Origin of the sequence: Pseudomonas sp. MOIL14HWK12:I1, assembly GCF_000510705.1 — a bacterium.
GTDB classification, from domain to species: Bacteria; Pseudomonadota; Gammaproteobacteria; order Pseudomonadales; family Pseudomonadaceae; genus Chryseomonas; species Chryseomonas oryzihabitans.
In genome coordinates, this window is the sequence record NZ_AZNY01000010.1 from 13,641 (window position 1) to 38,844 (window position 25,204).

The 25,204-nt window shown below is 68.1% G+C and carries 23 protein-coding genes; 9 read left to right on the forward strand and 14 right to left on the reverse strand.

Annotated features, from left to right (window positions below):
- Positions 1–2 precede the first annotated feature (2 nt).
- The 6 genes from PSEK12I1_RS0108975 to PSEK12I1_RS0109000 all read right to left on the reverse strand — a co-directional run bounded on the left by PSEK12I1_RS0108975 (position 3) and on the right by PSEK12I1_RS0109000 (position 6,644).
- On the reverse strand, positions 3–1,085 hold the full coding sequence (locus PSEK12I1_RS0108975) for a sn-glycerol-3-phosphate import ATP-binding protein UgpC (RefSeq protein WP_027601318.1): 1,083 nt from the start codon (positions 1,083–1,085) through the stop codon (positions 3–5).
- A 2-nt stretch (positions 1,086–1,087) separates the two neighbouring features.
- Complete coding sequence (gene ugpE, locus PSEK12I1_RS0108980; protein ID WP_027601319.1) at positions 1,088–1,933, reverse strand: sn-glycerol-3-phosphate ABC transporter permease UgpE; 846 nt, start codon at positions 1,931–1,933, stop codon at positions 1,088–1,090.
- Complete coding sequence (gene ugpA / locus PSEK12I1_RS0108985; protein ID WP_027601320.1) at positions 1,930–2,817, reverse strand: sn-glycerol-3-phosphate ABC transporter permease UgpA; 888 nt, start codon at positions 2,815–2,817, stop codon at positions 1,930–1,932. The genes ugpE and ugpA overlap by 4 nt, the downstream gene beginning before the upstream one ends.
- A 75-nt stretch (positions 2,818–2,892) precedes the next feature.
- Positions 2,893–4,209, reverse strand: a complete 1,317-nt coding sequence (ugpB, locus tag PSEK12I1_RS0108990) for a sn-glycerol-3-phosphate ABC transporter substrate-binding protein UgpB (protein ID WP_037006855.1) — start codon at positions 4,207–4,209, stop codon at positions 2,893–2,895.
- A gap of 217 nt (positions 4,210–4,426) precedes the next feature.
- Positions 4,427–5,617, reverse strand: a complete 1,191-nt coding sequence (locus tag PSEK12I1_RS0108995) for an MFS transporter (RefSeq protein ID WP_027601322.1) — start codon at positions 5,615–5,617, stop codon at positions 4,427–4,429.
- A 166-nt stretch (positions 5,618–5,783) separates the two neighbouring features.
- Positions 5,784–6,644: a LysR family transcriptional regulator gene (locus tag PSEK12I1_RS0109000; RefSeq protein ID WP_027601323.1), complete on the reverse strand. Its 861-nt coding sequence runs from the start codon at positions 6,642–6,644 to the stop codon at positions 5,784–5,786.
- Between the two features lie 97 nt (positions 6,645–6,741).
- Here PSEK12I1_RS0109000 and PSEK12I1_RS0109005 point away from each other — a divergent pair, with 97 nt between their 5' ends.
- Positions 6,742–7,641 (forward strand): DMT family transporter, encoded by a 900-nt coding sequence (locus tag PSEK12I1_RS0109005; protein WP_027601324.1) that lies wholly within the window; start codon positions 6,742–6,744, stop codon positions 7,639–7,641.
- Between the two features lie 69 nt (positions 7,642–7,710).
- On the opposite strand, the gene PSEK12I1_RS24760 is transcribed toward PSEK12I1_RS0109005, so the two are convergent.
- A complete protein-coding gene (locus tag PSEK12I1_RS24760; protein WP_007162553.1) occupies positions 7,711–7,866 on the reverse strand; it encodes a hypothetical protein in 156 nt (51 codons plus the stop codon).
- Positions 7,867–8,039: 173 nt separating this feature from the next.
- Positions 8,040–9,083, reverse strand: coding sequence for a GlxA family transcriptional regulator (locus PSEK12I1_RS0109015; protein WP_007162554.1), 1,044 nt, complete (start codon positions 9,081–9,083; stop codon positions 8,040–8,042).
- A gap of 218 nt (positions 9,084–9,301) precedes the next feature.
- Between PSEK12I1_RS0109015 and PSEK12I1_RS0109020 the strand changes: the two genes are divergently transcribed.
- The 4 genes from PSEK12I1_RS0109020 to PSEK12I1_RS0109035 all read left to right on the forward strand — a co-directional run bounded on the left by PSEK12I1_RS0109020 (position 9,302) and on the right by PSEK12I1_RS0109035 (position 13,565).
- Positions 9,302–10,756 (forward strand): amino acid permease, encoded by a 1,455-nt coding sequence (locus PSEK12I1_RS0109020; protein WP_007162555.1) that lies wholly within the window; start codon positions 9,302–9,304, stop codon positions 10,754–10,756.
- Positions 10,757–10,844: 88 nt separating this feature from the next.
- A complete protein-coding gene (locus PSEK12I1_RS0109025; protein WP_027601326.1) occupies positions 10,845–11,720 on the forward strand; it encodes a GntR family transcriptional regulator in 876 nt (291 codons plus the stop codon).
- A 78-nt stretch (positions 11,721–11,798) separates the two neighbouring features.
- Complete coding sequence (gene yejK / locus PSEK12I1_RS0109030) at positions 11,799–12,806, forward strand: nucleoid-associated protein YejK (RefSeq protein WP_027601327.1); 1,008 nt, start codon at positions 11,799–11,801, stop codon at positions 12,804–12,806.
- A 321-nt stretch (positions 12,807–13,127) separates the two neighbouring features.
- Positions 13,128–13,565, forward strand: a complete 438-nt coding sequence (locus tag PSEK12I1_RS0109035; protein WP_007162558.1) for a hypothetical protein — start codon at positions 13,128–13,130, stop codon at positions 13,563–13,565.
- Between the two features lie 116 nt (positions 13,566–13,681).
- On the opposite strand, the gene PSEK12I1_RS0109040 is transcribed toward PSEK12I1_RS0109035, so the two are convergent.
- Entirely contained in the window at positions 13,682–14,584 is a 903-nt protein-coding gene (locus PSEK12I1_RS0109040; protein WP_027601328.1) for a hypothetical protein, read from the reverse strand.
- Positions 14,585–14,705: 121 nt separating this feature from the next.
- Entirely contained in the window at positions 14,706–15,221 is a 516-nt protein-coding gene (locus tag PSEK12I1_RS0109045; protein ID WP_027601329.1) for a dihydrofolate reductase, read from the reverse strand.
- A gap of 81 nt (positions 15,222–15,302) precedes the next feature.
- Between PSEK12I1_RS0109045 and PSEK12I1_RS0109050 the strand changes: the two genes are divergently transcribed.
- Together PSEK12I1_RS0109050 and PSEK12I1_RS0109055 are read left to right on the forward strand one after the other, a co-directional pair.
- Positions 15,303–16,691: a DUF2868 domain-containing protein gene (locus tag PSEK12I1_RS0109050; RefSeq protein ID WP_027599053.1), complete on the forward strand. Its 1,389-nt coding sequence runs from the start codon at positions 15,303–15,305 to the stop codon at positions 16,689–16,691.
- The gene (locus PSEK12I1_RS0109055; RefSeq protein ID WP_007162562.1) at positions 16,688–18,064 is read left to right on the forward strand and encodes a GTPase/DUF3482 domain-containing protein; all 1,377 of its coding nucleotides are present in this window, start codon (positions 16,688–16,690) and stop codon (positions 18,062–18,064) included. Before PSEK12I1_RS0109050 ends, PSEK12I1_RS0109055 begins: the two co-directional genes overlap by 4 nt.
- Here the strand turns inward: PSEK12I1_RS0109055 and PSEK12I1_RS0109060 are convergent.
- The 4 genes from PSEK12I1_RS0109060 to PSEK12I1_RS0109075 form a co-directional block, all read right to left on the reverse strand.
- Entirely contained in the window at positions 18,061–18,954 is an 894-nt protein-coding gene (locus tag PSEK12I1_RS0109060) for a proline iminopeptidase-family hydrolase (protein ID WP_027601330.1), read from the reverse strand. The two genes, PSEK12I1_RS0109055 and PSEK12I1_RS0109060, sit on opposite strands and share 4 nt — an antisense overlap.
- A 277-nt stretch (positions 18,955–19,231) precedes the next feature.
- Complete coding sequence (locus PSEK12I1_RS24290; protein WP_081737540.1) at positions 19,232–19,393, reverse strand: DUF2474 domain-containing protein; 162 nt, start codon at positions 19,391–19,393, stop codon at positions 19,232–19,234.
- Entirely contained in the window at positions 19,393–20,415 is a 1,023-nt protein-coding gene (cydB, locus tag PSEK12I1_RS0109070; RefSeq protein ID WP_007162565.1) for a cytochrome d ubiquinol oxidase subunit II, read from the reverse strand. The genes PSEK12I1_RS24290 and cydB overlap by 1 nt, the downstream gene beginning before the upstream one ends.
- Positions 20,412–21,857 (reverse strand): cytochrome ubiquinol oxidase subunit I, encoded by a 1,446-nt coding sequence (locus PSEK12I1_RS0109075; RefSeq protein WP_007162566.1) that lies wholly within the window; start codon positions 21,855–21,857, stop codon positions 20,412–20,414. The genes cydB and PSEK12I1_RS0109075 overlap by 4 nt, the downstream gene beginning before the upstream one ends.
- 303 nt (positions 21,858–22,160) lie before the next feature.
- Between PSEK12I1_RS0109075 and PSEK12I1_RS0109080 the strand changes: the two genes are divergently transcribed.
- Together PSEK12I1_RS0109080 and PSEK12I1_RS0109085 are read left to right on the forward strand one after the other, a co-directional pair.
- On the forward strand, positions 22,161–23,390 hold the full coding sequence (locus tag PSEK12I1_RS0109080) for an MFS transporter (RefSeq protein ID WP_007162567.1): 1,230 nt from the start codon (positions 22,161–22,163) through the stop codon (positions 23,388–23,390).
- Between the two features lie 128 nt (positions 23,391–23,518).
- Positions 23,519–25,165 carry a methyl-accepting chemotaxis protein gene (locus tag PSEK12I1_RS0109085; protein ID WP_027601331.1) on the forward strand — a complete coding sequence of 549 codons (1,647 nt, stop codon included), beginning with the start codon at positions 23,519–23,521 and terminating at the stop codon, positions 25,163–25,165.
- Positions 25,166–25,204 lie beyond the last annotated feature (39 nt).

The window sequence follows — 25,204 nt, forward strand, 5'->3', positions numbered from 1 at the left end:
GCCTAGTACCGCGGCTCTAGACGCTGACCGGAGGCGGCATCGAACAGGTGCAGGTGCTCCTGCGGCGCGCGCAGCTGCAGGACGTGGCCCGGCGCCGGCCGCTGCTGATGCGGCAGGCGCACCACCAGCCCCTGCTCGCCCCAGCGCCCATGGGCCAGGTTGTCGGCGCCGAGGATCTCCAGGGTGCGGACCACCAGCGGCAGCCCCTGCTCGGGGTCGCTGCAGGGTTGCAGGTGCTCGGGCCGGATGCCCAGGCAGACCGGGCGTCCGGCCAGGTGGCGATAGCCCGGCCCGAGGGGCAGCCGCAGACCGCCCGGCACGTCGCAGTGACTGCCCGCGGCGTCGACCTGGCCGTCCAGCAGATTCATTGCCGGACTGCCGATGAAGCTGGCGACGAAGCGCGTCGCCGGGCGTTCGTAGACCTCCACCGGGGTGCCGAGCTGTTCGACCACCCCTGCCTGCATCACCACCACCCGCTGGGCCAGGGTCATGGCCTCCACCTGGTCGTGGGTGACATAGAGGCTGGTGGTCGCGAGTCGCTGGTGCAGCTGCTGCAACTCCAGGCGCATCTGCACCCGCAGCTTGGCGTCCAGGTTGGACAGCGGCTCGTCGAACAAAAACACCGCCGGATCGCGCACCAGGGCGCGGCCCATGGCCACCCGTTGGCGCTGGCCGCCGGACAGCTCTCGCGGCCGCCGTTCGAGCAGGCCATCCAGTTCCAGGATGCGCGCCGCCTCCTTGACCCGGGTGGCGATCTCGGCGCGGCCGAGACCGGCGATCTTGAGGCCCCAGGCCAGATTCTCGGCCACGCTCATACGCGGATAGAGAGCATAGTTCTGGAACACCATGGCGATGCCGCGCGCCTTGGGTTCCAGCGCGGTGACGTCCCGCCCGCCGATGTGGATGCTACCGGCGCTGACCCGCTCCAGCCCGGCCACCAGTCGCAGCAGGGTGGACTTGCCACAGCCCGAAGGGCCCACCAGCACGATGAATTCGCCATCCGCCACCTGAAGATCGAGCGGTTGGATGACCTGGGTCTTGCCGTTCCAGCTCTTGGAGACGGCTCTGAGTTCGAGGTTTGCCATGGTTATTTTTCGCTATCCACCAGACCGCGCACGAAGGCACGTTGCATGACCAGCACCACCGCCACCGGCGGGATCAGGGTGAGCAGCATGGCCGCCATCACCTGGTTCCACTGCGGCGCCCGCTCGCCGAGCGAGAGCATGCCGCGAATGCCGGCCACGGCGGTGCCGAGATCGGGGTTGCTGACGATCAGCAGCGGCCAGAGGTACTGATTCCAGCCGTAGATGAAGGTGATGACGAACAGCGCCGCCAGGTTGGTCCGCGACAGCGGCAGGACGATGTCGCGAAAGAAGCGCAACGGCGAGGCGCCATCGATGCGCGCCGCTTCCAGCAACTCGTCGGGCAGCGTCAGGAAGAACTGGCGGAACAGGAAGGTGGCGGTCGCCGAGGCCATCAGCGGCAGGGTCAGGCCGGCGTAGCTGTCCATCATTCCCAAATGGCCGATGGTGTCCACGGTGGGAAAGATGCGCACCTCCACCGGCAGCATCAGGGTGATGAAGATCAGCCAGAAGGCCAGGGTGCGCAGTGGAAAGCGAAACCAGACGATGGCGAAGGCCGAGAGGATGGACACCGACAGCTTGCCCAGGGTGATGCCCAGCGCCATCAGGAAGCTGTTGAGCAGCAACCGCCAGAACGGCGCGGTGCTGTTGCCCACGCCCTGGGTCCAGATCAGGCTGAGGTTGTCCCAGAGATGGCGCCCCGGGATCAGGCTCATGGGCGTGGCGAACACCGCCCGGTCATCGAGGGTGGCGGCCACGAAGGCCACATAGAGTGGAAAGAGGATGACGCCGATGCCCAGCACCAGCATCAGGTGGCACAGCAGCGTCAGTCCGCGGCGATTCTCGATCATTGATAGCGTACCCGGCGTTCGACATAGCGGAACTGCACCATCGTGAGCACGATGACCAGCAGCATCAGCACCACCGACTGGGCAGCAGAGGCGGAGAGGTCGAGCCCGGTGTAGCCCTCGCGGTAGATCTTGTAGATCAGCGTGGTGGTGGCCTGCACCGGACCGCCGCCGGTGGCGGCGTCGATCACCGGAAAGGTGTCGAAGAAGGCGTAGACCAGGTTGACCACCAGCAGGAAGAAGCTGACCGGCGCGATCAGCGGCAGCGACAGCTGCAGGAAGCGGCGCAGCGGCCCGGCGCCGTCGATGGCGGCTGCCTCCAGCAGCGAGCGCGGGATGGCTTGCAGCGCCGCGAAGAAGAACAGGAAGTTGTAGCTGATCTGCTTCCACACCGAGGCGAGCACCACCAGGAACATCGCCTGGCCGGCGTTCTGGGCGTGGTTCCAGTGATAGCCGTAGCGCTCCAGCAGCAGGGTGAGCAGACCGAGACCGGGGTTGAACAGAAAGATCCACAGCACCGCGGCGATGGCCGGCGCCACCGCATAGGGCAGCAGCAGCAGGGTCTGGTAGACCCGACTGCCGCGCACCACCAGGTCGACCAGCGCCGCCAGCACCAGAGACACCAGCAGGCCGCAGCCGGTCACCAGGGCGCTGAAGGTCAGGGTGGTCCAGAAGGAGGCCAGATACAGCGGGTCCTGGAATAGCTGACGGAAGTTGTCGAGGCCGACGAACTGGCTGGACAGGCCGAAGGGATCGACGCTCTGCAGCGAATACCAGAGCGTCTTGCCGGCGGGCCAGAGAAAGAACACGGCGGTGATCGCCAGCTGGGGTGCCAGCAGCGCATAGGGCAGCCAGCCGGTGGGAAAGACCTGACGGGATGTGGACATGGGCGCACGCATCGTCGCGAAAAGAGGAGCGGCGCCGGCAGTCATCGGCCGGCGCCGCCAGGGCGGATCCCAGGCTTACTGGGTGGATTTCTCGAAGCGGCGCAACAGCACGTTGCCGCGCTGCACAGCGGCATCCAGCGCCTGCTGCGGGGCCTGCTTGCCGGTCCAGACGCTTTCCAGCTCTTCGTCGATCACCGCGCGGATCTGCGGCATGTTGCCCAGGCGCAGGCCCTTGGTGAAGGCCAGCGGCGGCTTGTTCAACATCTGCCGGGTGGCGATGTCGGCCCCCGGATTCTTGGTATAGAAGCCCTGCTCGCGGGTCAGGTCGTAGGCCGCCTTGGTGATCGGCAGGTAGCCGGTCAGCTGGTGCCATTCGGCGGCGATCTCCGGCTGCGCCAGGAAGGCGAGGAATTCGGCCACGCCGCGCTTCACCGCCGCATCCTGGCCCTTGAACACCCAGAGGCTGGCGCCGCCGATGATGGCGTTCTGGGGAGCGCTCTTGAGGTCGCCGTCATAGGGCATCATGGCCACACCGAAGTCGAATTTGGCGTAGTGGCGGATGTTGGCCAGCGAGCCGGACGAGGTGGTCAGCATGGCGCAGTCGCCGTTGTAGAACTTCTCCGTGGGTTCGTCCTTGCGACCGACGTAGGTGAAGTCGCCGCGCTTGCCCATCGCCTGCAACAGGGCGATGTGCCTGACCTGCGGCGCCTGGTTGAACTCCAGCACGGCATCGCTGCCCAGGTAGCCGTTGTCCTGGCTGGCGAAGGGCAGGCCGTTCCAGGCGCTGAAGTTTTCCAGCTGGACCCAGCTCTGCCAGCCGCTGGTATAGCCGCACTTCAGGCCAGCGGCGCGCAGCTTGGCGCTGTCGTCGGCGAGCTCCTTCCAGGTCTTGGGTGGCGCTTCCGGATCGAGGCCGGCCTGCTTGAAGGCCGCCTTGTTGTAGTAGAGCACCGGGGTGGAGCTGTTGAACGGCATGGACAGCAGCTGACCGGTCTTGGCGTCGCTGTAGTAGCTGGCGACGGTGGGTACGAAGCCCGCTTCATCCAGCTTCACACCCGCATCCTTGAACACCTGGTAGACCGGCTCGATGGCGTTGGACGCCATCATAGTCGCGGTGCCCACTTCGTAGACCTGCAGAATGGCCGGCGGCTTGCCGGTCCGGAAGGCCGCGATGCCAGCCGCCAGATTCTGCTCGTAGTTGCCCTTGTACACCGGCTGCACCTGGAATTCCGGGTGCGTCTGGTTGAAGCGCTGGGCCAGGGAGTCGACCTCCTTGCCAAGCTCCGCATCCATCGAATGCCAGAAGGGAATGGGCGTCGCCGCCCAAACCGGGCCGCCGCTCAGCAGCCCGAGCACCACACCCAACGTCATACCGCGAAGCGAAGCCTGCATGTCCGTACCGCCCTTGTCGAAGGTCCAGGAATCGAAAGCGCGAAAACGCGCCTCCCGTGTTCGGAAGGCAACATGCCAGGGAAAGATGACAGTCAGGCTACAGTGAAGGCGGCACACGCAATCCCGCCGAAAGGTGCGCCGTAGAGCCATTCAGCGACGAAACCCGGGCGCGCGCGGCGGCAGCCCGACGCGACCAGGTCGCCCCAGCTGCCAGGTACTAGCAGCGACCCGCTGGCGATGACGACAGCACCAGTCGCTGCACCAGGCTGGGCACCAGACTCAGCACGCCCAGCAGCGCCATGCCCAGACCGACCCACAGGGGTGCGCGCAGGCCCTGGCCGGCATCGATGGCCGCGCCGCCGGCCCAGGCGCCCACCGCCAGGCCCGCGGTGATCACCGAGGTGTGCAGGGTGTTGACCAACGGGCCCGGGGTGGCCGCGGCCATGACCCGAGCGACCATGGCCGGGTTGAGCGCCACCCCGGTCAGGCCGATCAGCGCCAGGGCCAGCAGGCTGGCGGCGGCGCTGTCGGCGCAGCTGACGAAGAGGGCAAAGCCCAGCGCCAGCACCGCCAGCCCGACGCCCTGCACCTTGAGGGTGTAGCGATCGGCCAGGCGACCCACCAGCAGATTGCCCAGCACGTTGGCGAGGCCATACCCCATCAGCAGCCAGGGAATGGTGGTGGCCGCGAAACCCGTCACCTGGATGAGGATGGGCGAGAAGTAGCTGAAGCCGGCAAAGGTCGCGCCGATGATCAGGCCGCTGGTGAGGTAGGCCGCCCAGAGTCTGCCACTGACCAGGGTCCGCAGCTCCCCGCCCAACTGCCCGGCCGCGCGCGCCGGCGCCCGCGGCACGCAGAGGCCGACCAGCAGGGTGCAGCAGGCCGCCAGCAGGGCGACCGCCCAGAAGCTGGCGCGCCAGCCGGCCAGTTGCTCGATCAGTACCGTACCCGGCACCCCGAACACCGGCGCCAGCATGAGTCCGGACAGGATCAGCGAGGCCGCCCGGCCGCGGCGATCCGGCGTGACCAGGTTGGCGCCCAGGGTCAGACAGAGGCCGATGCTGGCGGAGCTGGCGATGCCCATGAGCACCCTCCCCGCCGCCATCACCGGATAGCTGACGGCCAGCGCGGCCACCACGGCGCCGACCAGATAGAGCGCCAGCAGCCACAGCAGCGCCGACTTTTCCGCCAGGCGCAGGGCCAGCAGCAACAGGGTCAGCGGCGGGCCGCCCAGGGCCATGCCCAGTGCATACCAGGAGATCAGATAGCCGATCTGGCCGAGGGAGACACCGAGATCGGCGGCCAGCGCCGGCATCATGCCGGCCACCATGAATTCGGCGGTGGTCAGCGCGAAGATGGTCAGGGCCAGCAGATAGATGAGACGGGGGATGGCGGGTGAGGCAGTCATGACAGGCGAAACATTCCAGAACAGCGGACAGGAGCGGCGGTAGCGGACCGGACGTGCGGACAGGGGGCGCGCATGCCGAAGGTGGGAGCGCAGGCCCAGGGGTCGAGCGGCAAGGCGGCCACCTTAGTGGCTGGGCCAGGGCCCGGTCAAACGCCGGGCCGCCGGGCTAGATGCGGAAATCCTCGGCGATCAGCCCGGCCAGAGAGGCGCAGGCGGGGCTGCGCTCGCCCGGTGGCGAGGCCAGTCGCAACTCGTGCACCGGCAACGCGGGAAAGCCTTCTTCCGGCGTCAGTTCGCGCATCGGCGGGGTCATGCGTGCCCGGTCGGTGATGGCCACCGCCTGCCCCAGTTCGACCGCCGCTTCCAGCGCCGAAGAGGCGGCGCTGGTCACCACCGCATGCCAGCGCCGGCCCTGGCGGATCAGCAGGTCGATGCCCAGTTCGCGATAGCTGCAGCCCTCGCCGTGCAGCGCCAGGGGCACGCTGGCCTCCGCGCTCAGTTGCAGCCCGGGACCGGCGACCCACACCGGCTGGGTATGGCCGAATCTCTGGCCGTCCGCCCGGTCGGTGCGGGGCGGTCCCACCAGCAGCGCCAGGTCCAGCAGGCCCTGACCGAGCCAGCGCCGCAATTGGCTGCTGTTGCCGGTGAGCACCTCCAGGACGATTCCGGGATGCTCGCCCTGCAAGCGCGGCAAGACGGCCTTGAGCAGGCGCGCGGCATAGTCCTCGGCCACGCCCAGGCGCACCTCCCCCACCACCGGCTGGCCGGTGAGACCGGCGAGGATGCGGTCATGGGTCTGCAACAGGTCGGCGGTCTCCAGCAGCACGCGGCGTCCGAGCGGGGTCAGGGTCACGGCCTGGTTGTCGCGCTCGAACAGCCGGCCACCGGTCTGCTCCTCCAGTCGGCGGATCTGGCTGCTCACCGCCGAGGGACTGCGATTGAGCTGCAGCGAGGCGGCGCGAAACTGCCCCAGCCGCACGATGGTGTGGAAGGTACGCAGGACGTCGATATCGAGAGGTGCGGGCATGATGCGTTTTTATCGAACCATAGCTACCGATAATGTCGTTTGAGTGTATTACCACCCTGGGTCAGGCTCAAGGCATCCCGTCAGCTGGAGTCCGCTCATGTCTGCCATCCTGTCTTCCCACTTGCTGCGCCAACTCGCCCTGGTGCTCTGCTGGAGCGCCGGTTTCGTCGGCTATCGCTACGCCGCGGACCAGGCCCCTACCCTGCTGGTGACCTGCTGGCGCCTGCTGCTGGCCGCCCTCCTGCTGCTGCCCTTCGCCTGGGCCGAGGTGCGGCGCTTGCCATTGAAGATCATCGGTCAGCAGGCGGGCATCGGCGTGCTGGCCTTTGCCGGCGCGGTAGGACCGGCGGCCAAGGCCATCGAACTGGGCGTCTCACCCGGGCTGGCGGCGCTGCTGTCGGATCTGTCGCCGCTGCTGGTGGCGCTGGGCTGCTGCCTGCTGCCGGGCCAGCGCACCAACGGCCGCCAGTGGCTCGGCCTGGGCCTGGGCCTGACGGGCGTCCTGCTGGCCACCGGCGCGGGACTGGGTTTGGGCGTGGCCCCCGCCTGGGCCTATGCCTTGCCCCTGGGCAGTGCCCTGGCCCTGGCGCTGGCGACCCTGGTGCAGAGTCGCCTGCCGCCGAGTCGACTGGCGCTGCGGACGCAGCTGTTCATCCAGCTCGCGGCCAGCAGTCTGGTGATGCTGGGGGTGGCCGGGGTGGAAGGCCCGCTGACGCCACCGCTGACCCTCGGCTTCGCCCTGGCGGTGCTCTGGCTGCTGATCCCGACCCTGCTCGGCTTCGGCCTCTACTGGCTGTGCCTGCGTCAGGGCAGCCCGCAGGCGGTGAGTGGCGCGCTCTACCTGAGTCCGCCGGTGGCACTGCTCTGGGCCTGGGCCTGCTTCGACGAACCCCTGGCGCCGGGCATGCTGCTCGGCCTGCTGTTCGCCCTGGCGGGATTGCTGTGCCTGAATGCGGCGGAGCGGACCCGGCAACCGGAGCCGGCGCTGGGCGGGTGACTCTCTGGGGTGCGATGCCGACGGCCGTCAGCATCGGCGAAGGCCTCGCGTGGCGAGGCCGGCGGGCGGTCAGGCCTTGTCGTCGGCCTGCTCGTCGTGGTCCTTGAGCGCGGGTTTCTTGCCCGGTTGCGGCGCGTGCTCGGCATCGGGTGCGATGTCCTCGCCCTGATGCTTCTTTTCCTGCTGCACTTTCTTGTCGTGGGCGACGTTACGTGGATCGGTCATGGCATTTCCTCGCTCGTTAGGACAGTCAGCCCCCTTCGCCGCAGCACGCAGGCCGAGATGCCCGGGGTGAAGTTTCGAGCGAGACGGCGCGGAGCCGTTCCGGTACGCCGACGAAACGCTCTGAGGCGGGCCCTTCCGGCCGCTCCGCGCGCGTGCTGCGGGCCTGCTGCAGCCTAGTACTTGAGCCGCCGCTCCTTGGACGGCGGATAGCCGAAGTAGGCCGAATACCTCTTGCTGAAGTGGGTGACCGAGGTGAAGCCGCAGGCCACCGCCACCTCCAGCACCGACAGGGTGGAATGCTGCAGCAGCCGGCGCCCCTCGGTGATGCGCAGCTCCAGGTAGTAGCGCATGGGCGCGGTATCGAGCTGCTCGCGAAACAGTCGCTCGACCTGGCGCCGCGAGCGGCCGGCGTAGTCGCACAGCTGCTCGATGGTGAGGGGCTCCTCGATGTTGGCCTCCATCAAGGTCACCACCTCGCGCAGCGGCGGGGTCATCTGCACCTTGAGCGTCGGATTGACCTGGCGAAAGCGCGATTCTTCGAAGGCCAGGATGTTGACCAGGCCATCGGCCAGGGCGCTCCCGCACTGGGCGCCGATCCATTCGAGAAAGAGGTGGAAGGCACCGCTGGGACTGGCCGCGGTGAGCCGATCGCGATCCAGCACATGGCTTTCCGCCGAGGTCTTGCACCCGCGCACCCGTTCGCTGAAGGCGCTGCGCTGTTCGGGATGGATGGCGCAGCGATAGCCGTCCAGCAGCCCGGCCTGGCCCAGTTGCCAGGCGCCGTTCCACAGGCCGCAGAGGGTCACCTGCTGCCGGGCCACGCGCAGCAGCAGCGCCTTGAGCCGTGGATCCAGTTCCAGCGGCGTCCGCAGGCCGCCGCAGACCACCAGCAGATCGAAGCGGGCGCCCTCCGCCGCACGGTAGTCGCCGTCCGGGCGGATGACGATGCCGAGGTCACTGAGTACCTCGGCGCCGGTCGGGCTGTAGGTGCGGGTGGCGAAGGTGCCGGCGGCCAGCAGGTTGGCGGTGACCAGGGTATCCAGCGCCTGGGTAAAGGACGGCAGGGAAAAGTGATCGAGCAGGATGAAGCCGACCAGCCGGGAAAATTCCGGCCGCGGTCGCATCGACTGCAATTGCAGGTAGTTCTTGCCCTGGATACCGCTGCCAAAGGTTCTGGAATCGATCACGCTGCGCTGCCTGCTGGGACCCTGGGTCATGCTAGCCGAAGCGCGGCCCGGCGATGATCGGACTGCGACAGCGGCGCACCGACGACCGCCATCCCACCTGACGCCCTTAGCCTGCTAAGCTTCGCCGCTTTTTTGCCACCTGCGCGTGCAGGTCGCCGCAGCCGGTGGGTGCACCGCCCTGCGCCCCATGACCGTGAATGGCCGCCAGAGCCAACGTCCGGCCCCTTCAACTGCCAGCTGGAAACCCCATGTCCACCGCCTCTCCGAGTCTGCAGCGCCGGCTCAAGCCCCGTCACCTCAACATGATCGCCATCGGCGGCTCCATCGGCACCGGCCTGTTCGTCGCCTCCGGCGCCACCGTGGCCACCGCCGGTCCGGGCGGCGCCCTGGCGGCCTATGCGCTGATCGGCCTGATGGTCTATTTCCTCATGACCAGTCTCGGCGAGATGGCCGCCTACCAGCCGGTGTCGGGTTCCTTCTCCATCTATGGCAGTCGTTTCGTCGAAGACGGCTTCGGCTTCGCCCTTGGCTGGAACTACTGGTACAACTGGGCGGTGACCATCGCCGCCGAGCTGGTGGCGGCGCAGCTGGTGATGGGCTTCTGGTTTCCCGAGGTGCCGGGGCTGCTCTGGAGCGCGCTGTTTCTCGGCCTGATGTTCCTGCTCAATGCGGTATCGGTGCGCGGCTTCGGCGAGAGCGAATTCTGGTTCGCGCTGATCAAGGTGACCACCGTGGTGGTCTTCATCGGCCTGGGCCTGGCCGCCATCCTCGGCATCTTCAGCGGCATCGAGCCGCCGGGGCTGACCATCTTCACCCAGGGCGAGGCGCCCTTCGTCGGCGGTCTGCAGGCCATGGTCGGGGTGGCCATGATCGCCGGCTTCTCCTTCCAGGGCACCGAGCTGATCGGCATCGCCGCAGGCGAGTCGGAAAATCCGCGCAAGAACGTGCCCATCGCCATCCGCCAGGTGTTCTGGCGCATCCTGATGTTCTATGTGCTGGCGATCTTCGTCATCGGCATGCTGATCCCCTACACCGATCCGCGACTCCTGCAGAACGACGCCACCGACGTCTCCGTCTCGCCGTTCACCCTGCTGTTCGAGCGCGCCGGCCTGGCCTTCGCCGCCAGCCTGATGAACGCGGTGATCCTTTCGGCGGTGCTCTCCGCCGGCACCTCGGGCATGTATGCCTCGACGCGGATGCTGCACAGCCTGGCCGAACAGGGCAAGGCGCCGCGCCTGTTCGCCCGCGTCGCGCGCAATGGCGTGCCGCGCAACGCCCTGCTCGCCACCACCGCAGTGGGCGCCCTGTGCTTCTTCACCTCCCTGGTGGGCGACAAGGCGCTCTATGGCTGGCTGCTCAACACCTCGGGCATGTGCGGCTTCATCGCCTGGCTGGGCATCGCCGTGTCCCACTATCGCTTCCGCCAGGGCTACCTGGCCCAGGGTCGCCGCCTGGAAGACCTGCCCTATCGCGCCAAGCTGTTTCCCTTCGGACCGCTGCTGGCCTTCGCCCTCTGCCTGGTGATCACCCTGGGGCAGAACTATGCCGCCCTGTTCGGACCGAACGGCGTGGACTGGCTGGGCCTGGCCGCCACCTACATCAGCCTGCCGCTGTTTCTCGCCGTCTGGCTCGGCTATCGCCTCAAGCACCGCAGCCGCCTGGTGAAGCTCAAGGACATGGACGTCAGCCCGAGCGGCGACTGAACGACCCCGCGAAACCCGCCGCGCCGGCTGCGCCCGGCGGGTCCCGTGCTAGCATCCTGGCCTTTACGGTCGATTCGCCAGCGCTGCCATGGGCACCCTCGCCTCCCAACTGATTCCCGACATCCTCACCTACATCGCCTCGCACCAGCTGGCGGTGGGCACCCGACTGCCCGAGCGCGCCTTGGCCGAACGCCTGCGGGTGTCGCGCTCGCCGGTGCGCAGCGCCCTGCAGCAGATGGCCGACCGGAGCCTGCTGGCGCGGCATCCCGAGGGCGGCTTCGCCGTGGCCGCCGCGGCCCTGGATGCCACGCCCCAGGCGCGCGAAGAGGTCTCCGCCAGCGAGCGGCTGTACCTGACCATCGCCCGCGATCGCATCGAAGGCGAGTTGCCGCTCAAGGTCACGGAAAACGAGCTGATCCGCCGCTACCAGGTCACCCGCGGGCAACTGGCCGACATCTTGAGGCGCATCGTCCAGGAAGGCTGGGCCGAGCGCCTGCCGGGCTACGGCTGGAGTTTCGTCGAAGGCCTCACCTCGCCCGATGCCTATGCCCAGAGCTACCGCTTTCGCCTGCTGCTGGAACCGGCCGGCATCCGGGAAGCCGACTTCACCCTGGATGCCGAGGCCTTGCGGCGCTGCCGCGACGAGCAGGCGCTGCTGGCCGCGGGCCGGGTGTTCGAGGCTTCGCCGGCGGAGATCTTCGACGCCAACACCCGCCTGCACGAGACCATCGCCCGCTGTTCCGGCAATGCCTTCATCCTCGATGCGCTGCGCCGGCTCAATCGCCTGCGCCGGCTGATCGAATACCAGAAGTCGGTGGATCGCGAGCAGGCCCAGCGCCGCTGCCAGGAGCACCTGCAACTGATCGATCTGCTGCTGGAGGACCGCCGTGAAGAGGCCGCGGTCTTCATGACCCGGCACCTGGGCAATGCGCTGCAGGAAAAGCAGACGGCGCCGGCGCGCTGAGCCTGCGGCGCCAGGGGCCTGCCCGTCAGGACGCGGGAGCGTTAGACTGGCCGACTTTTCCCGTTACCCGAGTCCGCCATGCCGATCCGTCACGCCATCGTCCATCTGATCGACAAGAAGCCCGACGGCCAGCCCGCGACCCTGCACGCGCGGGACGCCGAACTGGCCGACTCCCAGGCCATCGAGAATCTGCTGGCCGATCTCAACGACAGCTACAACGCCAAGCCCAACAAGGCCTGGGGCCTGTTCCACGAGGAATCCGGCGCCTATCCCTTCAGTGGCTGGCTGCATGCCTATCTGGAAGGCGAACAGGATTTCGTCGCCTTCAGTCGCCAGGCGGTGGAGCACCTCAAGGGCCTGATGGAGAGCAGCAACCTCTCCACCGGCGGCCATGTGCTGTTCGCCCAGTACCAGCAGGGCATGACCGACTACCTGAGCATCGCCCTGCTGCACCACAGCGAGGGGGTGACCGTCACCGAAAAGCTGGAGGTGGCGCCGGCCAAGCACCTGGACCTGGGCCAGCTGCACCTGGCGGCGCGCATCAACCTGTCCGAGTGGCGCAACAACAAGCAGTCGCGCCAGTACATCTCCTTTATCCGTGGCAAGGGCGGCAAGAAGGTCTCGGACTACTTCCGCGACTTCATCGGTTGCCAGGAAGGCGTCGACGCCAAGGGCGAGACCCGTACCCTGCTCAAGGCCTTCAGCGACTATGTGGAGAGCGAGGACCTTCCGGAAGAGGCCGCCAAGGAAAAGACCGACACCCTGGTGGACTACGCCAGCAGCCAGGCCAAGCGCGGTGAGCCCATGGCCCTGGACGCCCTCTCCGAGTTGATGGACGACGAGGCGCCACGCGCCTTCTACGACTACATCCGCAACAAGGATTACGGCCTGGCGCCGGAGATCCCGGCGGACAAGCGCACCCTCAACCAATTCCGCCGCTTCACCGGCCGCGCCGAGGGCTTATCGATCAGCTTCGAGGCGCACCTGCTGGGCTCGCGCATCGAATACGACGAAGGCCAGGATCTGCTGATCATTCGCGAGGTGCCGACCCAGCTGAAGGACCAGCTCAAGCGGCGCAAGGACTAGGTTCTGTACGAAAAATGCCTGCGCTCGGTGATGCTTCGTTGAAAAAGGCCTGGATCGCCAGTCCGATCGGAATGCTCATTTACCGCTCGTAAACTCGAGCGCGAGTCCGATCCGCTTCCTCAGCCTTTTTCGCGGGGCCGCCTAGGCCTCGCCTGACCTTCGCTCGGCGCTTTTTGGTACAGAACCTAGCGACCGCCTGGCCCCTGGACACCCGGGGTTGCAAACGCGGTCACCGATCGGGCGCCCCCGGCTGGACAGCGGCCAGCCAAAGGGGGCACAAGATGTCCCTTCTTTTCCCTCTCTGCCGAAAAAGTCGAAATCATGAGCCAGTACCCCTTCGAACGCCGCATCGTCATCACCCTGCAATCGAACAACGAACTGACGCTCGACGCAGCCCTCGACCAGGCCGTGTCGCGCATCAAGCAGGGCGAGATCCACGGTGGCGACGAAGGCCTGGCCACTGCCTACAGCTTCCATGTGGACACCGTGGCCGAAGGCCCCTCCGGTCCGGTGGACCTGGGCGAATACCTGGGCCGCCCGGCCACCAAGGCCGAGCAGAGCGTGGTGGACGCCGGTGTGGTGCCGCGCTTCCGCCTCGGCCAGAGCGTGGCCGTGCAGGTCGGCAATGGCGAACCCAAGCCCAGCAGCATCCAGGAAGTGCGCCTCTTTCCCCAGGTGGAAGGTCCCTGCTGGCTGTACCTGGTGGAAGAGCGCGTTCATCGCGACTACCTGCCGGCCAAGAAGCTGCGGGCGATCTGAGCGACGCCACGATGTTGGGCTTCGCTGGCGCTCAGCCCAACCTACCGCCCCGGAGATTGGACTGAGACAGCTTCATCGTCGAAGCCCAACAGGCAGACCTGAGCCCAACAACCTACTCACCCGAACGCGGCGATCTGGCGATAGAGCGACAGCGCCGGCGCGGCTGTCGTGCCCGTCATCTGGGTGAGGATACTGCCATTCAGCGCGGTGTTTGCCCCTGCGCCCTGTCCGTCCGTAGGCAGCACCGTCCACTGGGGGGCACCATCGGCACCAGTGCTGACGTTGAAGGTCGGCGCCGATAGCTGGGCGGTTTCCTGAGCGGCAGCGGTCGCCACGCCGCTGGGGCTCAGGCTATCGATGAGCTGACTGCTCAACTGATTGGGTTGCCAATCCGGCATGCCGGGATTCAGCGTACCGAGGATGCCGGCGTCTTCCGTGGCGGCGGGTGCCCAGTTCCAGGACGCGGCACCCTGATCCTGCGGGGAGAGCCCGGAGAAGGCCACATTGGCCGCATCGGTGCCACGTTGCGCACCCTCAAAATAGGCGAGCTGACGTTCAGCCGAGGTGAAGGTGCCGGAATCGTCGCTGGCGATACGCGCCAGGCTGTTGCTGTCCAGGTTGGCGAAGGGATCCTGCGTGGAGGCATCGGCATAGCGACTGTCGTCATGGTAATAGCTCACCAGCAGGTGATTGGCCGCCTGCTTCGCCAACTGGATACGGTCGGGACTGGCCCCCTCGGGCATCTCGCCGAGCACGGCGGCATCGGTACCCTGGCTGCGGATCTGCTGCTGGAGAATCTGCATGAAGCCGTCGAGATCGGCATTGCCGTTCGATTGCCCCGGCAGCAGACCGGCGATCAACTGGGCGGCAGGCGACAGGTCCACGGCGACGGCGCTGCCACTGGACGCAGCACCAGTCTGGCCACTGTCGGCCGCCGAGGTAGTCGGATTGCCCGTCGCGCCTGGACGGGCAGGTTGGGTGCCTGCCGTTGTCGCCTGCATCTGGCTGTCGATCGCCATCACGTCTGCACCCTCCGGCCGCCCGGGCGGCTCGCCTCAGCCTCCTTTATGCCAGGGCAACCTTAGGCTTTGCTTAGCACCGGAAGACATCGGCAAGAGCACGCAGGTGTCACGACCGACCCTAGGCCCGGCGCTCCCAGACCTCGCAGGCATAGGCGGGACGGTCGTCTTCGGCGGCATGCTGCTGCCGCGAGACGAGTTCCCAGTCGGCCTCGTTCCAGGCGGGAAAGAACACGTCCCCGTCCGGCGCCAGGGCGACGCGGGTCAGGTAGAGCCGCTGGGCCAGCGGCAGGGCGTCGGCGAACAGCTGGGCGCCGCCGATCAGCATGATCTCGCTGGCCTCGCGTTCCCGGGCCCAGGCCTCGGCACGCTCCACGGCAGCGGCCAGCGACGTCCGCACCTCGGCACCTTCGGCCACCAGATCAGTCTGACGGGAGACCACCAGATTCAGCCGACCCGGCAGCGGGCGGCCCAGGGAGTCCCAGGTCTTGCGACCCATGACCAGCGGCTTGCCGAGGGTCACGGCCTTGAAATATTTGAGCTCCGCCGGCAGGTGCCAGGGGAGACGATTGTCGATGCCGATGACGCCGTTGTCGGCCACGGCGACGATCAGGCTCAGGGGGAGAGAGGTTTTCATGGTGACAGAGCATAACAGAGGCGTTAACAGCCAGGGCGCCAGGGACTATGCTCGGCGTTTTTGCCGCAAGGGCGCCGACGCGTGACCGCAACCCCCTCTCCCGCCTTCGAGGATCTCTGGCTCACCGAAGCCCTGCGCCTGACCGAAGAAGACAGCGGCCCGCTGGAAGACGCCGAGGCCAATCGCCAGGCACGCGCGGCCGGCGGTCCCTTCGAGGCGCGACTGGTGACGCGCGCCCGTCTGCTCGGTCAGCGCGACGGTCTGCTGGCGGCACGGCGTCGCTGGCGCCAGGGCGCGCTGCTGGCCGCCTGGCTGCTGGGCATCGTGGCGCTGTTCTGCGGCGCGGGTCTCGCCGCCGGGGCGCTGGGCGACGGTAGTCGTCCGGTCAATGTGTTCTGGGCGCTAGGCAGTCTGCTCGGCCTCAACCTCCTCAGCCTGCTGGTCTGGGCCCTTGGCCTGCTGGGGGGTGGCCGGCAGTTGGCCTCGCCGCTGGCACGCCTCTGGCTGTGGCTCTCCGGCCGCCTGGCGCGGGATGCCCGCGCCCTGCACCTGGGTCCGGCGCTGGTCGGGCTGCTCGGTCGCGCCCGCCTGCTGCCCTGGGCGCTGGGCGGTCTAGTCCACGGCCTCTGGCTGCTGATCCTCGGCAGTGCCCTGGCGACCCTGCTGGCGCTGCTCTCCGGACGCAGCTATCTGTTCGTCTGGGAGACCACCCTGCTCGGCAGCGACACCTTCGTGCTGCTGACCCAGGCGCTCGGCGCCCTGCCCCAGCTACTGGGCTTTCCGCTGCCCGACCCGGCCAGCATCGCCGCCAGTGGCGATGCCGCCAGCCCCCTGGCCGCGGCACGCCAGGCCTGGGCCGGCTGGCTGCTCGGCGTGGTGCTGGTCTATGGCCTGCTGCCCCGGCTGCTGCTCACCCTGCTCTGCCTGTGGCGCTGGCGACGCGGTCGCCAGCGGCTGCGGCTGGACGTCGAGCGCCCCGGCTATCTGCACCTGCGCGAACGCCTGTTGCCCACCAGCGAACGCCTCGGGGTGAACGACGCCGCCCCCGCGCAGCTGCCCCAGCAGGATGCCGGCAGCCTCGCCCGCACCGGCGACGAGGCGCTGCTGGTGGGCATCGAACTCACCGACCATACCTGGCCGCCGCCGCTGCCCGAAGGCGTGCGTGACGCCGGCGTGCTCGACGACGGCCAGGGCCGGCGCCATCTGCTCGAACAGCTGACCCGCTATCCGGCCCGCCGCCTGCTGATCGCCTGCGATCCCCGCCGCTCGCCGGATCGCGGTACCCTGACCCTGCTGGCCGAATTGTCGCGCTGCGCCACGGCCACCCGCGTCTGGCTGTTGCCCGCGCCCCTGGGCGGCAAGCTCGATCCGGTGCGCCTGGACGACTGGCGCCAGGCGCTGGATGCCCTGCGCCTGGCACACTGCACCGGCGATCTCGAAGAACTGGCCTGGCTGGAGACGAATCCATGAGCGGCCCCCTGCGCCTGGCGCTGGTCGGTCACACCAATGTCGGCAAGACCTCGCTGCTGCGCACCCTGACCCGCGACGTCGACTTCGGCGAGGTCTCCCATCGCCCCAGCACCACCCGCCATGTCGAGGGCGCGCGGCTGTCGGTGGATGGCGAAGCCCTGCTGGAGCTCTACGACACTCCCGGCCTGGAAGACGCCATCGCCCTGCGCGATTACCTCGAGCAACTGGAGCGCCCCGGCGAACGCCTGGACGCCGCCACCCTGCTCGACCGCTTTCTCGACAGCGTGGAAGCCCGCCAGCGATTCGAGCAGGAGGCCAAGGTGATTCGCCAGCTGCGCGCCTCCGATGCCGGTCTCTATGTGATCGACGCCCGTGAGCCGGTGCTGGCCAAGTACCGCGACGAACTGGCGGTGCTGGCCGGTTGCGGTCGTCCGCTGGTGCCGGTGCTCAATTTCGTCGCCGCCGACGGCCACCGCGCCGACGATTGGCGCGCCACCCTGGCCCGCCTCGGCCTGCACGCCCTGGTGCGCTTCGACAGCGTCGCCCCGCCGGCGGACGGCGAGGCGCGCCTCTACGAAAGCCTGGCGACCCTACTGGAAAGCGGCCGCCCGGCGCTGCAACGACTGATCGCCGATCACGCCGAGCAGGCCCGCCGCCGCCATCAGCAGGGGGTGCGGCTGATCGCCGAACTGCTGGTGGACGCCGCCGCCGCGCGGCGCAGCGTGGCGCCTGGCGAAGCCGAGGTGAATACCGCGACCGCCGAGTTGCGCGACGCCCTGCGCACCCGCGAACAGCGCTGCGTGGAAGACCTGCTGCGGCTGTTCGGCTTTCGCCCGGGCGATGCCCACGCCAGCGACCTGCCGCTGCTGGACGGGCGCTGGGGCGACGATCTCTTCAATCCGGAAACCCTGCGCCTGCTGGGCATCCGCCTAGGCGGCGGCGTGGCGGCCGGCGCCGCGGCCGGGGTCGGCCTGGACCTGCTCGCCGGCGGTCTGACCCTGGGCGCCGCCACGGTGCTGGGCGCCCTGGCCGGCGGCCTGGCGCAGACCGGCGGCCACTATGGTCGGCGGCTGTTCGGCAAGCTGCGCGGCGGACGGGAACTGTCCATCGACGATGCCGTGCTGCGGCTGCTGGCCGTCCGGCAGCGACAATTGCTGGCGGCGCTGGAAACCCGCGGCCATGCCGCCCAGGGCGCCATCGAGGTGGCCGCCCCCGACGAGCAGCGCTGGCGCGAGGGCAAGCTGCCCGCCGCCGTGCAGGTGGCCCGGGCCCATCCGGAATGGTCGGCGCTCAATCCGCGCCCGCGCCTGCAGGCCGACGACCGCCAGACCCGCATCGACGAGATTGCCGCCGCCCTGGATGCGGACGCCTAGCGGCGCTCCAGCTCGGCGAGAAAGACCGCCACCGTGGCCATGCAGGCTTCGCGTTCTTCCACGTGGGGCATGTGGCTGGAATGCTCGAAGATGCGCCAGCGGGCATCCGGGATGAGTCTATCGAAGGGCTCCACGCAGGCCGGGGTGGCCTCGTCGTGACGCCCGGAGATCAGCAGGGTCGGCACCTGGATCCGCTCGAGCCGCTCGATCACGCTCCAGTCCCTGAGACTGCCGATCACATGGAATTCGGTGGGGCCGTTCATGGCGTGATAGACGGTGGGATCGGCGTCGATGGCGGCGAAGGTCCGCGCCACCTCGGCCGGCATGGGCTGCACGCGGCAGACATGGCGGGCATAGAAGACCTCACTGGCAGCGCGGTACTCCGGCGAGTCGGTGGTGCCGGCGGCCTCGTGGCGCTCCAGGGTGGCCTGCACCTCGGCCGGCAATTCGGCCCGCAGCCCGGCCGCGGCCTCGCGCCAGAGCGCCATGGACGCCGGCGAATTAGCGATGACCAGCCCCCGCAGTCCTTCAGGCTGGCGCACCCCGTGCTCGGCGGCCAGCATCCCGCCCCAGGATTGGCCGAGCAGCACGTACTGGCGGATACCCAGGTGGCGCAGCAGGTTGTCTAGCTCGTCGAGAAACAGCGCCACCGTCCAGAAGCCGGGGTCTATTCCGCGCAGGTGGGTGGAGCGGCCGTTGCCCAATTGGTCGTAATGCACCACCGGCCAGCCGCGCTCGGCCAGGTCCTTGAAGCTGTCCACATAGTCATGGGTGCAACCGGGACCGCCATGGGCCACCACCAGCGGCAACCGCCCGCTGGCCAGCTCACCGGTGACCCGGTACCAGGTCTGATGGCCGTGGAAATCGGCGTAGCCTTCTTGAACCTGCATGGATGCCTTCCTCGTCGCGATGGGAACGGGGTCAGGCTAACGGGCGGGTGGGAGGGGGATAACTGGGAAAAGTTGTAGGTTTGGGGTTGGGCCGCGTTGCAGTTTTGATCGGCAGCCGGGCTGATTCGCGGCGTTCGATCCCTTCGTGCCGGACAGCCCCCTCCCCCGCAAGCGGGAGAGGGGGTAATCCGGTGTGAGGGATAAGCCTCCTACGAAAGGGCAAACCCCGCGTAGGGTGGATGACGGCGCAGCCTCATCCACCGAAACACCCGAGGGGTCAGTGCGACTTGAGCCCCGCCGCCGTCAGCGCCAGGCGCAGCACCCAGGCCACCACGCCCAGCGCCACCAGGCTGCAGGCCCAGATGCCGGCCATCCAGGCCAGCCGCTGCCAGAGCGGCTTGTTGTCCGCGGGATTGGGTTCGCGCGAGCGGCCGGGCATCAGTGGTAGCCCTCCCCCGCGCGTACCTTGCCGCGGAACACGTAGTAGCCCCAGAAGGTGTACATCAGGGTGATGGGGATGATGAACAGGGTGCCGATGAGCAGGAACAGCTGGCTCTGCGGCGGCGACGAGGCCTCCCAGATAGAAACCGCCGGCGGGATGATGTTCGGCCAGAGGCTGATGCCCAGACCGCTGTAGCCGAGGAAGATCAGCGCCAGGGTCAGCAGGAAGGGCGCATGGTGCGAATCCTCGCGCAGGATGGCGCGCAGCAGGGCCAGGGTCACCACGCCGACCAGGATCGGCACCGGCAGGAACCAGACCAGGTTGGGCATGCTGAACCAGCGGGCGGAAATGGCCGCCTGGCTCAGCGGGGTCCAGATGCTCACCACCGCGGTAAAGGCCAGCAGCAGGAACAGCAGCGGCTTGGTCAGGCGGCGCATGGTCGCCTGCAGCGGACCCTCGGTCTTCATGATCAGCCAGGTGCTGCCCAACAGCGCATAGGCAGCGATCACGCCCAGGCCGCAGAACACCGAGAAGGGCGTCAGCCAGTCCAGCGGACCGCCGACGTACTGGCGATTTTCCACCGGGAAACCTTCGATGAAGGCACCCAGGGCCACGCCCTGGCAGAAGCTGGCCAGCAGCGAGCCGAAGATGAAGGACTTGTCCCACAGGGCTTCCTTGCCTTCCTGGACCTTGAAGCGGAATTCGAAGGCCACGCCGCGGAAGATCAGGCCGATCAGCATGAAGATCAGCGGCAGGTACAGCGCCGGCAGGATGATCGAGTAGGCCAGCGGGAAGGCGCCATAGAGCCCCGCCCCGCCGAGTACCAGCCAGGTCTCGTTGCCGTCCCAGATGGGCGCCACGGTGTTCATCATGACGTCGCGGTCTTCCTTGCCCTTGACGAAGGGAAAGAGGATGCCGATGCCCAGGTCGAAGCCGTCCATGACCACGTACATCATGAGGCCGAAGATGATGATGATCGCCCAGATCAGCGGGAGGTCGATGCCAGGGATGCCGTTCATGTGCGGTCTCCGGTCAGCTGGTCGGTGGGGTTGTCTTCTTCCAGGCCGCCATCGGCGCCGGACAGCGGACGCTTGGGATGGCGATCGGTGCCCGGACCGCCGGAGGTGGGCAGGTCGCCTTCACCGGTGTGCGGACCCTTGCCGATCATGCGCAGCGCATAGAGGGTGCCGATGCCGAACACGGCGAAATAGACCACCACGAAGGCCACCAGGGTGATGCTGAGCTGGGTGACGCTGTGGTTGGATACCCCGTCCTTGGTGCGCAACAGGCCGTAGACGATCCACGGCTGGCGGCCCACCTCGGTGGTGAACCAGCCGGCCAGCAGGGCGATGAGACCGACCGGTCCCATGCAGGTGACCAGGCGCAGGAAGGCGCGGGTCTCGAACAGCTTGCCGCGCCAGCGCAGCCAGGCGCTCCACAGGCCGGCGGCGATCATCAGCATGCCCAGGGCGACCATGATGCGGAACGACCAGAACACCACATAGGCCGGCGGCCGGTCTTCCTTGGGGAAGTCCTTGAGCGCCGGGATCGGCTCGGTGAGGCTGTGCTTGAGGATCAGGCTGCCCAGTACCGGGATTTCCACCTTGAAGCGGGTTTCCTCGCGCTCCATGTCCGGCCAGCCGAACAGGATCAGCGGGGTCGCTTCGCCCGGGGGGTTCTCCCAGTGGCCTTCCATCGCGGCGATCTTGGCCGGCTGGTGCTCCAGGGTGTTGAGGCCGTGGGCGTCGCCAACGAAGGCCTGTACCGGGGCCACCAGCAGGGCCATCCACATGGCCATGGAAAACATCTTGCGCACCGCCGGGTTGTCGTTGCCGCGCAGCAGGTGCCAGGCCGCCGAGGCGCCGACCAGGAAGGCCACCGACAGGTAGGCGGCGATGGTCATGTGCGCCCAGCGGAAGGGGAAGGACGGGTTGAAGATCACCGCCAGCCAGTCCACCGGGACGATGCGCCCATCGACGATCTCGTAGCCGCTCGGGGTGTGCATCCAGCTGTTGGAGGACAGGATCCAGAAGGTCGACATCAGGGTGCCGATGGCCACCATCACCGTCGAGAAAAAGTGCAGGCCGCGACCCACGCGATTCCAGCCGAACAGCATGACGCCGAGGAAGCCGGCTTCGATGAAGAAGGCGGTCAGCACCTCGTAGGTCAGCAGCGGACCGGTCACGGCGCCGGCATAGTCGGCGAAGCCGCTCCAGTTGGTGCCGAACTCATAGGCCATCACCAGACCGGACACCACGCCCATGCCGAAGAAGATCGCGAAGATCTTCAGCCAGAAGTGATACAGATCCTTGTAGACGTGGTTGTCGGTCTTCAGCCACAGCCCTTCGAGCACGGCGAGAAAGCTCGCGGTACCGATGGACAGCGCCGGGAAGACGATGTGGAAGGACACGGTGAAGGCGAACTGGATCCGGGCGAGATCCAGGGCTTCGAGGCCGAACATAGCTTTTCCTCTCAGGCACGCCGGCCATCGAGGGTAGCCGGTCGAGTTGACGCTGACCGAGGTTCGAACCTCCGGCGTCGCCTGGGGTTCTAGCGGGACGCTAAAAAGGCGCCACCGCCGCTAGCCCATTGGACCAGGTCGGAAGCTGACGTGGATCAACGTCAGGCTTTAGGATAGACCTCCTCGATACATTTGCTTACGTGGTTGGATGTCGCATCGGGCAGGCTGTCGCACCCCGCAGTTGTATGACGATCAGTCCCCGGGTGGCTTAAGATGCCGCCTCTGTCCCTGCGAGCCCCAGTCATGTCCGGCGATACCCTGCAGCTGCGTCACCACCGTCCCTTCGTCGCCTTCTGGTTCGCCCGCATCTGCACCGCCGGCAGTTTCCAGATGCTCACCGTCGCCATCGGCTGGCACCTCTATTCCCTCACCGGCAACGTGCTCGATCTCGGCCTGGTGGGGCTGGTGGAATTCCTGCCGCGGGTACTGTTCATGCTGCACACCGGGCATGTCGCCGATCGCTACGACCGCCGCCGGGTCGCCGCCCTCTGCCAGACCGGCCAGGGCCTGATCGCCCTGGTGCTGCTGGTGGGCAGCCTCAATCAGGCGGTGACCCGCGAACTGATCTTCATCCTGGCCTTCTGCCTGGGTACCGCGCGCGCCTTCGAACAGCCCACCACCCAGGCGCTGCTGCCCAACATCGTGCCGCCGGCGATCTTTCCCCGCGCCATCGCCGCCGCGGCCTCGGCCATGCAGGGCGCCACCATCATCGCCCCCGCCCTGGGCGGCCTGCTCTATGCCCTGGGCGCCGCCTGGGTCTATGGCCCGGCGCTGGTGCTCTACGGCATCGCCATCCTGCTGGTCTCCAGCCTGCCGGCGCGGCAGACGCCCAGCCAGAAGGAAAAGCCGACCCTGGACAACCTGCTGGCCGGCATCCGCTTCATCAAGAGTCGCCCGGACGTGCTCGGCGCCATCTCCCTGGATCTCTTCGCCGTGCTCCTGGGCGGTGCCACCGCCCTGCTCCCGGTGTTCGCCGCCGACATCCTGCTCACCGGTCCCTGGGGCCTGGGCCTGTTGCGCTCGGCACCGGCCGTGGGCGCCCTGGGCATGTCCTTTCTGCTCGCCTACGTCAGCCTCAATCGCCACGTGGGCCGCATCATGTTCGGTTCGGTGGCGCTGTTCGGCGTCGCCACCATCGCCTTCGGGCTGTCCACCTCGCTGTGGTTCTCGCTGGCCACCCTGGTGGTGCTGGGCGCCGCCGACATGGTCAGCGTGGTGATCCGCAGTTCCTTCGTCCAGCTGGAAACCCCCGATGCCATGCGCGGCCGGGTCAGTGCGGTCAACGGCCTGTTCATCGGCGCCTCCAACCAGCTCGGCGAGTTCGAGTCGGGGGTTACCGCGCACTTCTTCGGCACGGTGCCGGCGGTGGTGCTGGGGGGTGTCGGTACCCTGGTGATCACCGGGGTCTGGATGAAGCTGTTCCCCGGTCTGGCCAGGCGTGACCGGCTGACGGAGCCGCGCCAGGACAGTTGAATCCAGCCCTGCCGCCAACGGGCCATTCATACCTGGGGGATGACCGCTCGGCCCGAAGTAAACTTATCGCGCAAACCTTTAACGCAAAATGTGATCCATGTCACACACTTTGAAGCGTTGAGGTTTTCATGCGTACCCCTCTTTCCATGGCCGCCCGCCTGGGCCTGGGCTTCGGCCTGATCCTGGTGCTGATGCTGCTGATCACCCTCGTCGGCGTCCAGCGCGTCGGCGTCATCGATGACACCCTGACCGCCGTCAGCCAGGGCGCCAGCGTCAAGCAGCGCTACGCCATCAACTTCCGCGGCAGCGTGCACGACCGCGCCATCGCCATTCGCGATACGGTGCTGATCCACGACGCCGCGCCCCTGGCCAGTCGCCTGGCCGACATCGACCGGCTCAAGGCCTTCTATCGCCAGTCCGCCGAGCCCATGGATCAGCTGTTCGCCAGCCAGGGCGCCACGGCCGAGGAACAGCGCCTGCTGGCGGCCATCAAGGACATCGAAGGCACCGCCCTGCCGCTGACCGAGCGCCTGCTGCAGCTGCGCCAGGCCGGCGATCTGGAAGGCGCCCGGGTGTTCCTGCTGGAGCGCGTCTCGCCGGCCTATGTCGAGTGGCTCAAGCGCATCAATGCGCTCATCGATCACGAAGAAGCCATCGCCAGCGGCCACCTGGGCGAGGTCCGCGGCATCGCCGGCGGCTTCCGCTGGCTGATGCTGGTCACCTGCGCCCTCGCCCTGCTGCTGAGCGTCACCGTCTCCATCCTGATCATTCGCCAGATGGGTGCCACCCTGGGCGGCGAACCCCACGCCGTGGCCGCCGCCATCCGCCGGCTGGCCGAGGGCCGCCTGGACGAGCGCCCCGCCACCCGTCATCCGGACAGCGTCATGGGCACCCTGGGCAGCGCCACCGCGCACCTCGGCGAGACCATCGTCCAGGTACGCCATACCGCCAGCTCGGTCGCCGCGGCGGCGGCCCAGCTGCAAGGCACCGCCCAGACCAACCAGCGCCACACCGATGTGCAATCCAACCAGGCCCAGCACATGGCCGCCGCGGTCACCGAGCTGGCCGCCACCATCGGCCAGGTTGCCGGCTACGCGGCCCAGGCCGCCCAGGCCACCGGCAATGCCAGCGCCCAGGTGGACACCGGCAACCGGCTGGTCGCCAGTTCCGGCCAGGCCATCGGCCAGCTGGTGCAGGCCCTGGAACAGGCCAGCGTCACCGTGCAGCAGGTCTCCAGCGACAGCGCCAGCATCGAGAACATCGTCGCCGTCATCAACGGTATCGCCGAGCAGACCAACCTGCTGGCGCTGAACGCCGCCATCGAGGCGGCCCGGGCCGGCGAGCAGGGTCGCGGCTTCGCCGTGGTCGCCGACGAGGTCCGCAACCTGGCCACCCGCACCCAGGAGTCGACCCGCGAGATCCGCGCCATGATCGCCACCCTCCAGGAAGGCGCCGGACGCGCCGCGGCGCAGATGGAGGAGAGCCGCGGCCAGGCCCACGAGACCGCCGAACTGACCCAGCGCGCCGTCGCGGCCCTGGCGGCCATCCAGGCGGACGTCGGCTCGGTGAACGCCATGAATGCCCAGATCGCCACCGCTGCGGCCCAGCAGACCGCCGTGGCCGAAGAGGTCAACGAGAACATCAACCGCATCCACGCGGCCACCCTGGAAACCGCCAGCGGTTCGCAGCAGATCGCCGGCGCCAGTCGCCAGCTGGCCGAATTGGCCGAGGACCTGGAGCGCCGCATGAGCCTGTTCCGCACGGCCTCGGCCTGAATATCCGGCAACGCTCGCGGGCTGAACCTAGACGCGCGC

Bases quoted from the DNA above. Each gene is read 5' to 3' on its own strand.
- PSEK12I1_RS0108975 (WP_027601318.1), bottom strand. From the start codon at position 1,085: ATGGCAAACCTCGAACTCAGAGCCGTCTCCAAGAGCTGGAACGGCAAG.
- PSEK12I1_RS0109020 (WP_007162555.1), top strand. From the start codon at position 9,302: ATGTCCACCGCCTCTCCGAGTCTGCAGCGCCGGCTCAAGCCCCGTCAC.
- PSEK12I1_RS0109045 (WP_027601329.1), bottom strand. From the start codon at position 15,221: ATGAAAACCTCTCTCCCCCTGAGCCTGATCGTCGCCGTGGCCGACAAC.
- ugpE (WP_027601319.1), bottom strand. From the start codon at position 1,933: ATGATCGAGAATCGCCGCGGACTGACGCTGCTGTGCCACCTGATGCTG.
- PSEK12I1_RS0108995 (WP_027601322.1), bottom strand. From the start codon at position 5,617: ATGACTGCCTCACCCGCCATCCCCCGTCTCATCTATCTGCTGGCCCTG.
- PSEK12I1_RS0109040 (WP_027601328.1), bottom strand. From the start codon at position 14,584: ATGGCGATCGACAGCCAGATGCAGGCGACAACGGCAGGCACCCAACCT.
- PSEK12I1_RS24290 (WP_081737540.1), bottom strand. From the start codon at position 19,393: ATGCCCGGCCGCTCGCGCGAACCCAATCCCGCGGACAACAAGCCGCTC.
- ugpA (WP_027601320.1), bottom strand. From the start codon at position 2,817: ATGTCCACATCCCGTCAGGTCTTTCCCACCGGCTGGCTGCCCTATGCG.
- PSEK12I1_RS0109055 (WP_007162562.1), top strand. From the start codon at position 16,688: ATGAGCGGCCCCCTGCGCCTGGCGCTGGTCGGTCACACCAATGTCGGC.
- PSEK12I1_RS0109080 (WP_007162567.1), top strand. From the start codon at position 22,161: ATGTCCGGCGATACCCTGCAGCTGCGTCACCACCGTCCCTTCGTCGCC.
- PSEK12I1_RS0109015 (WP_007162554.1), bottom strand. From the start codon at position 9,083: ATGACCCAGGGTCCCAGCAGGCAGCGCAGCGTGATCGATTCCAGAACC.
- PSEK12I1_RS0109060 (WP_027601330.1), bottom strand. From the start codon at position 18,954: ATGCAGGTTCAAGAAGGCTACGCCGATTTCCACGGCCATCAGACCTGG.
- ugpB (WP_037006855.1), bottom strand. From the start codon at position 4,209: ATGCAGGCTTCGCTTCGCGGTATGACGTTGGGTGTGGTGCTCGGGCTG.
- PSEK12I1_RS0109035 (WP_007162558.1), top strand. From the start codon at position 13,128: ATGAGCCAGTACCCCTTCGAACGCCGCATCGTCATCACCCTGCAATCG.
- yejK (WP_027601327.1), top strand. From the start codon at position 11,799: ATGCCGATCCGTCACGCCATCGTCCATCTGATCGACAAGAAGCCCGAC.
- PSEK12I1_RS0109000 (WP_027601323.1), bottom strand. From the start codon at position 6,644: ATGCCCGCACCTCTCGATATCGACGTCCTGCGTACCTTCCACACCATC.
- PSEK12I1_RS0109075 (WP_007162566.1), bottom strand. From the start codon at position 21,857: ATGTTCGGCCTCGAAGCCCTGGATCTCGCCCGGATCCAGTTCGCCTTC.
- PSEK12I1_RS24760 (WP_007162553.1), bottom strand. From the start codon at position 7,866: ATGACCGATCCACGTAACGTCGCCCACGACAAGAAAGTGCAGCAGGAA.
- PSEK12I1_RS0109025 (WP_027601326.1), top strand. From the start codon at position 10,845: ATGGGCACCCTCGCCTCCCAACTGATTCCCGACATCCTCACCTACATC.
- PSEK12I1_RS0109005 (WP_027601324.1), top strand. From the start codon at position 6,742: ATGTCTGCCATCCTGTCTTCCCACTTGCTGCGCCAACTCGCCCTGGTG.
- PSEK12I1_RS0109085 (WP_027601331.1), top strand. From the start codon at position 23,519: ATGCGTACCCCTCTTTCCATGGCCGCCCGCCTGGGCCTGGGCTTCGGC.
- cydB (WP_007162565.1), bottom strand. From the start codon at position 20,415: ATGAACGGCATCCCTGGCATCGACCTCCCGCTGATCTGGGCGATCATC.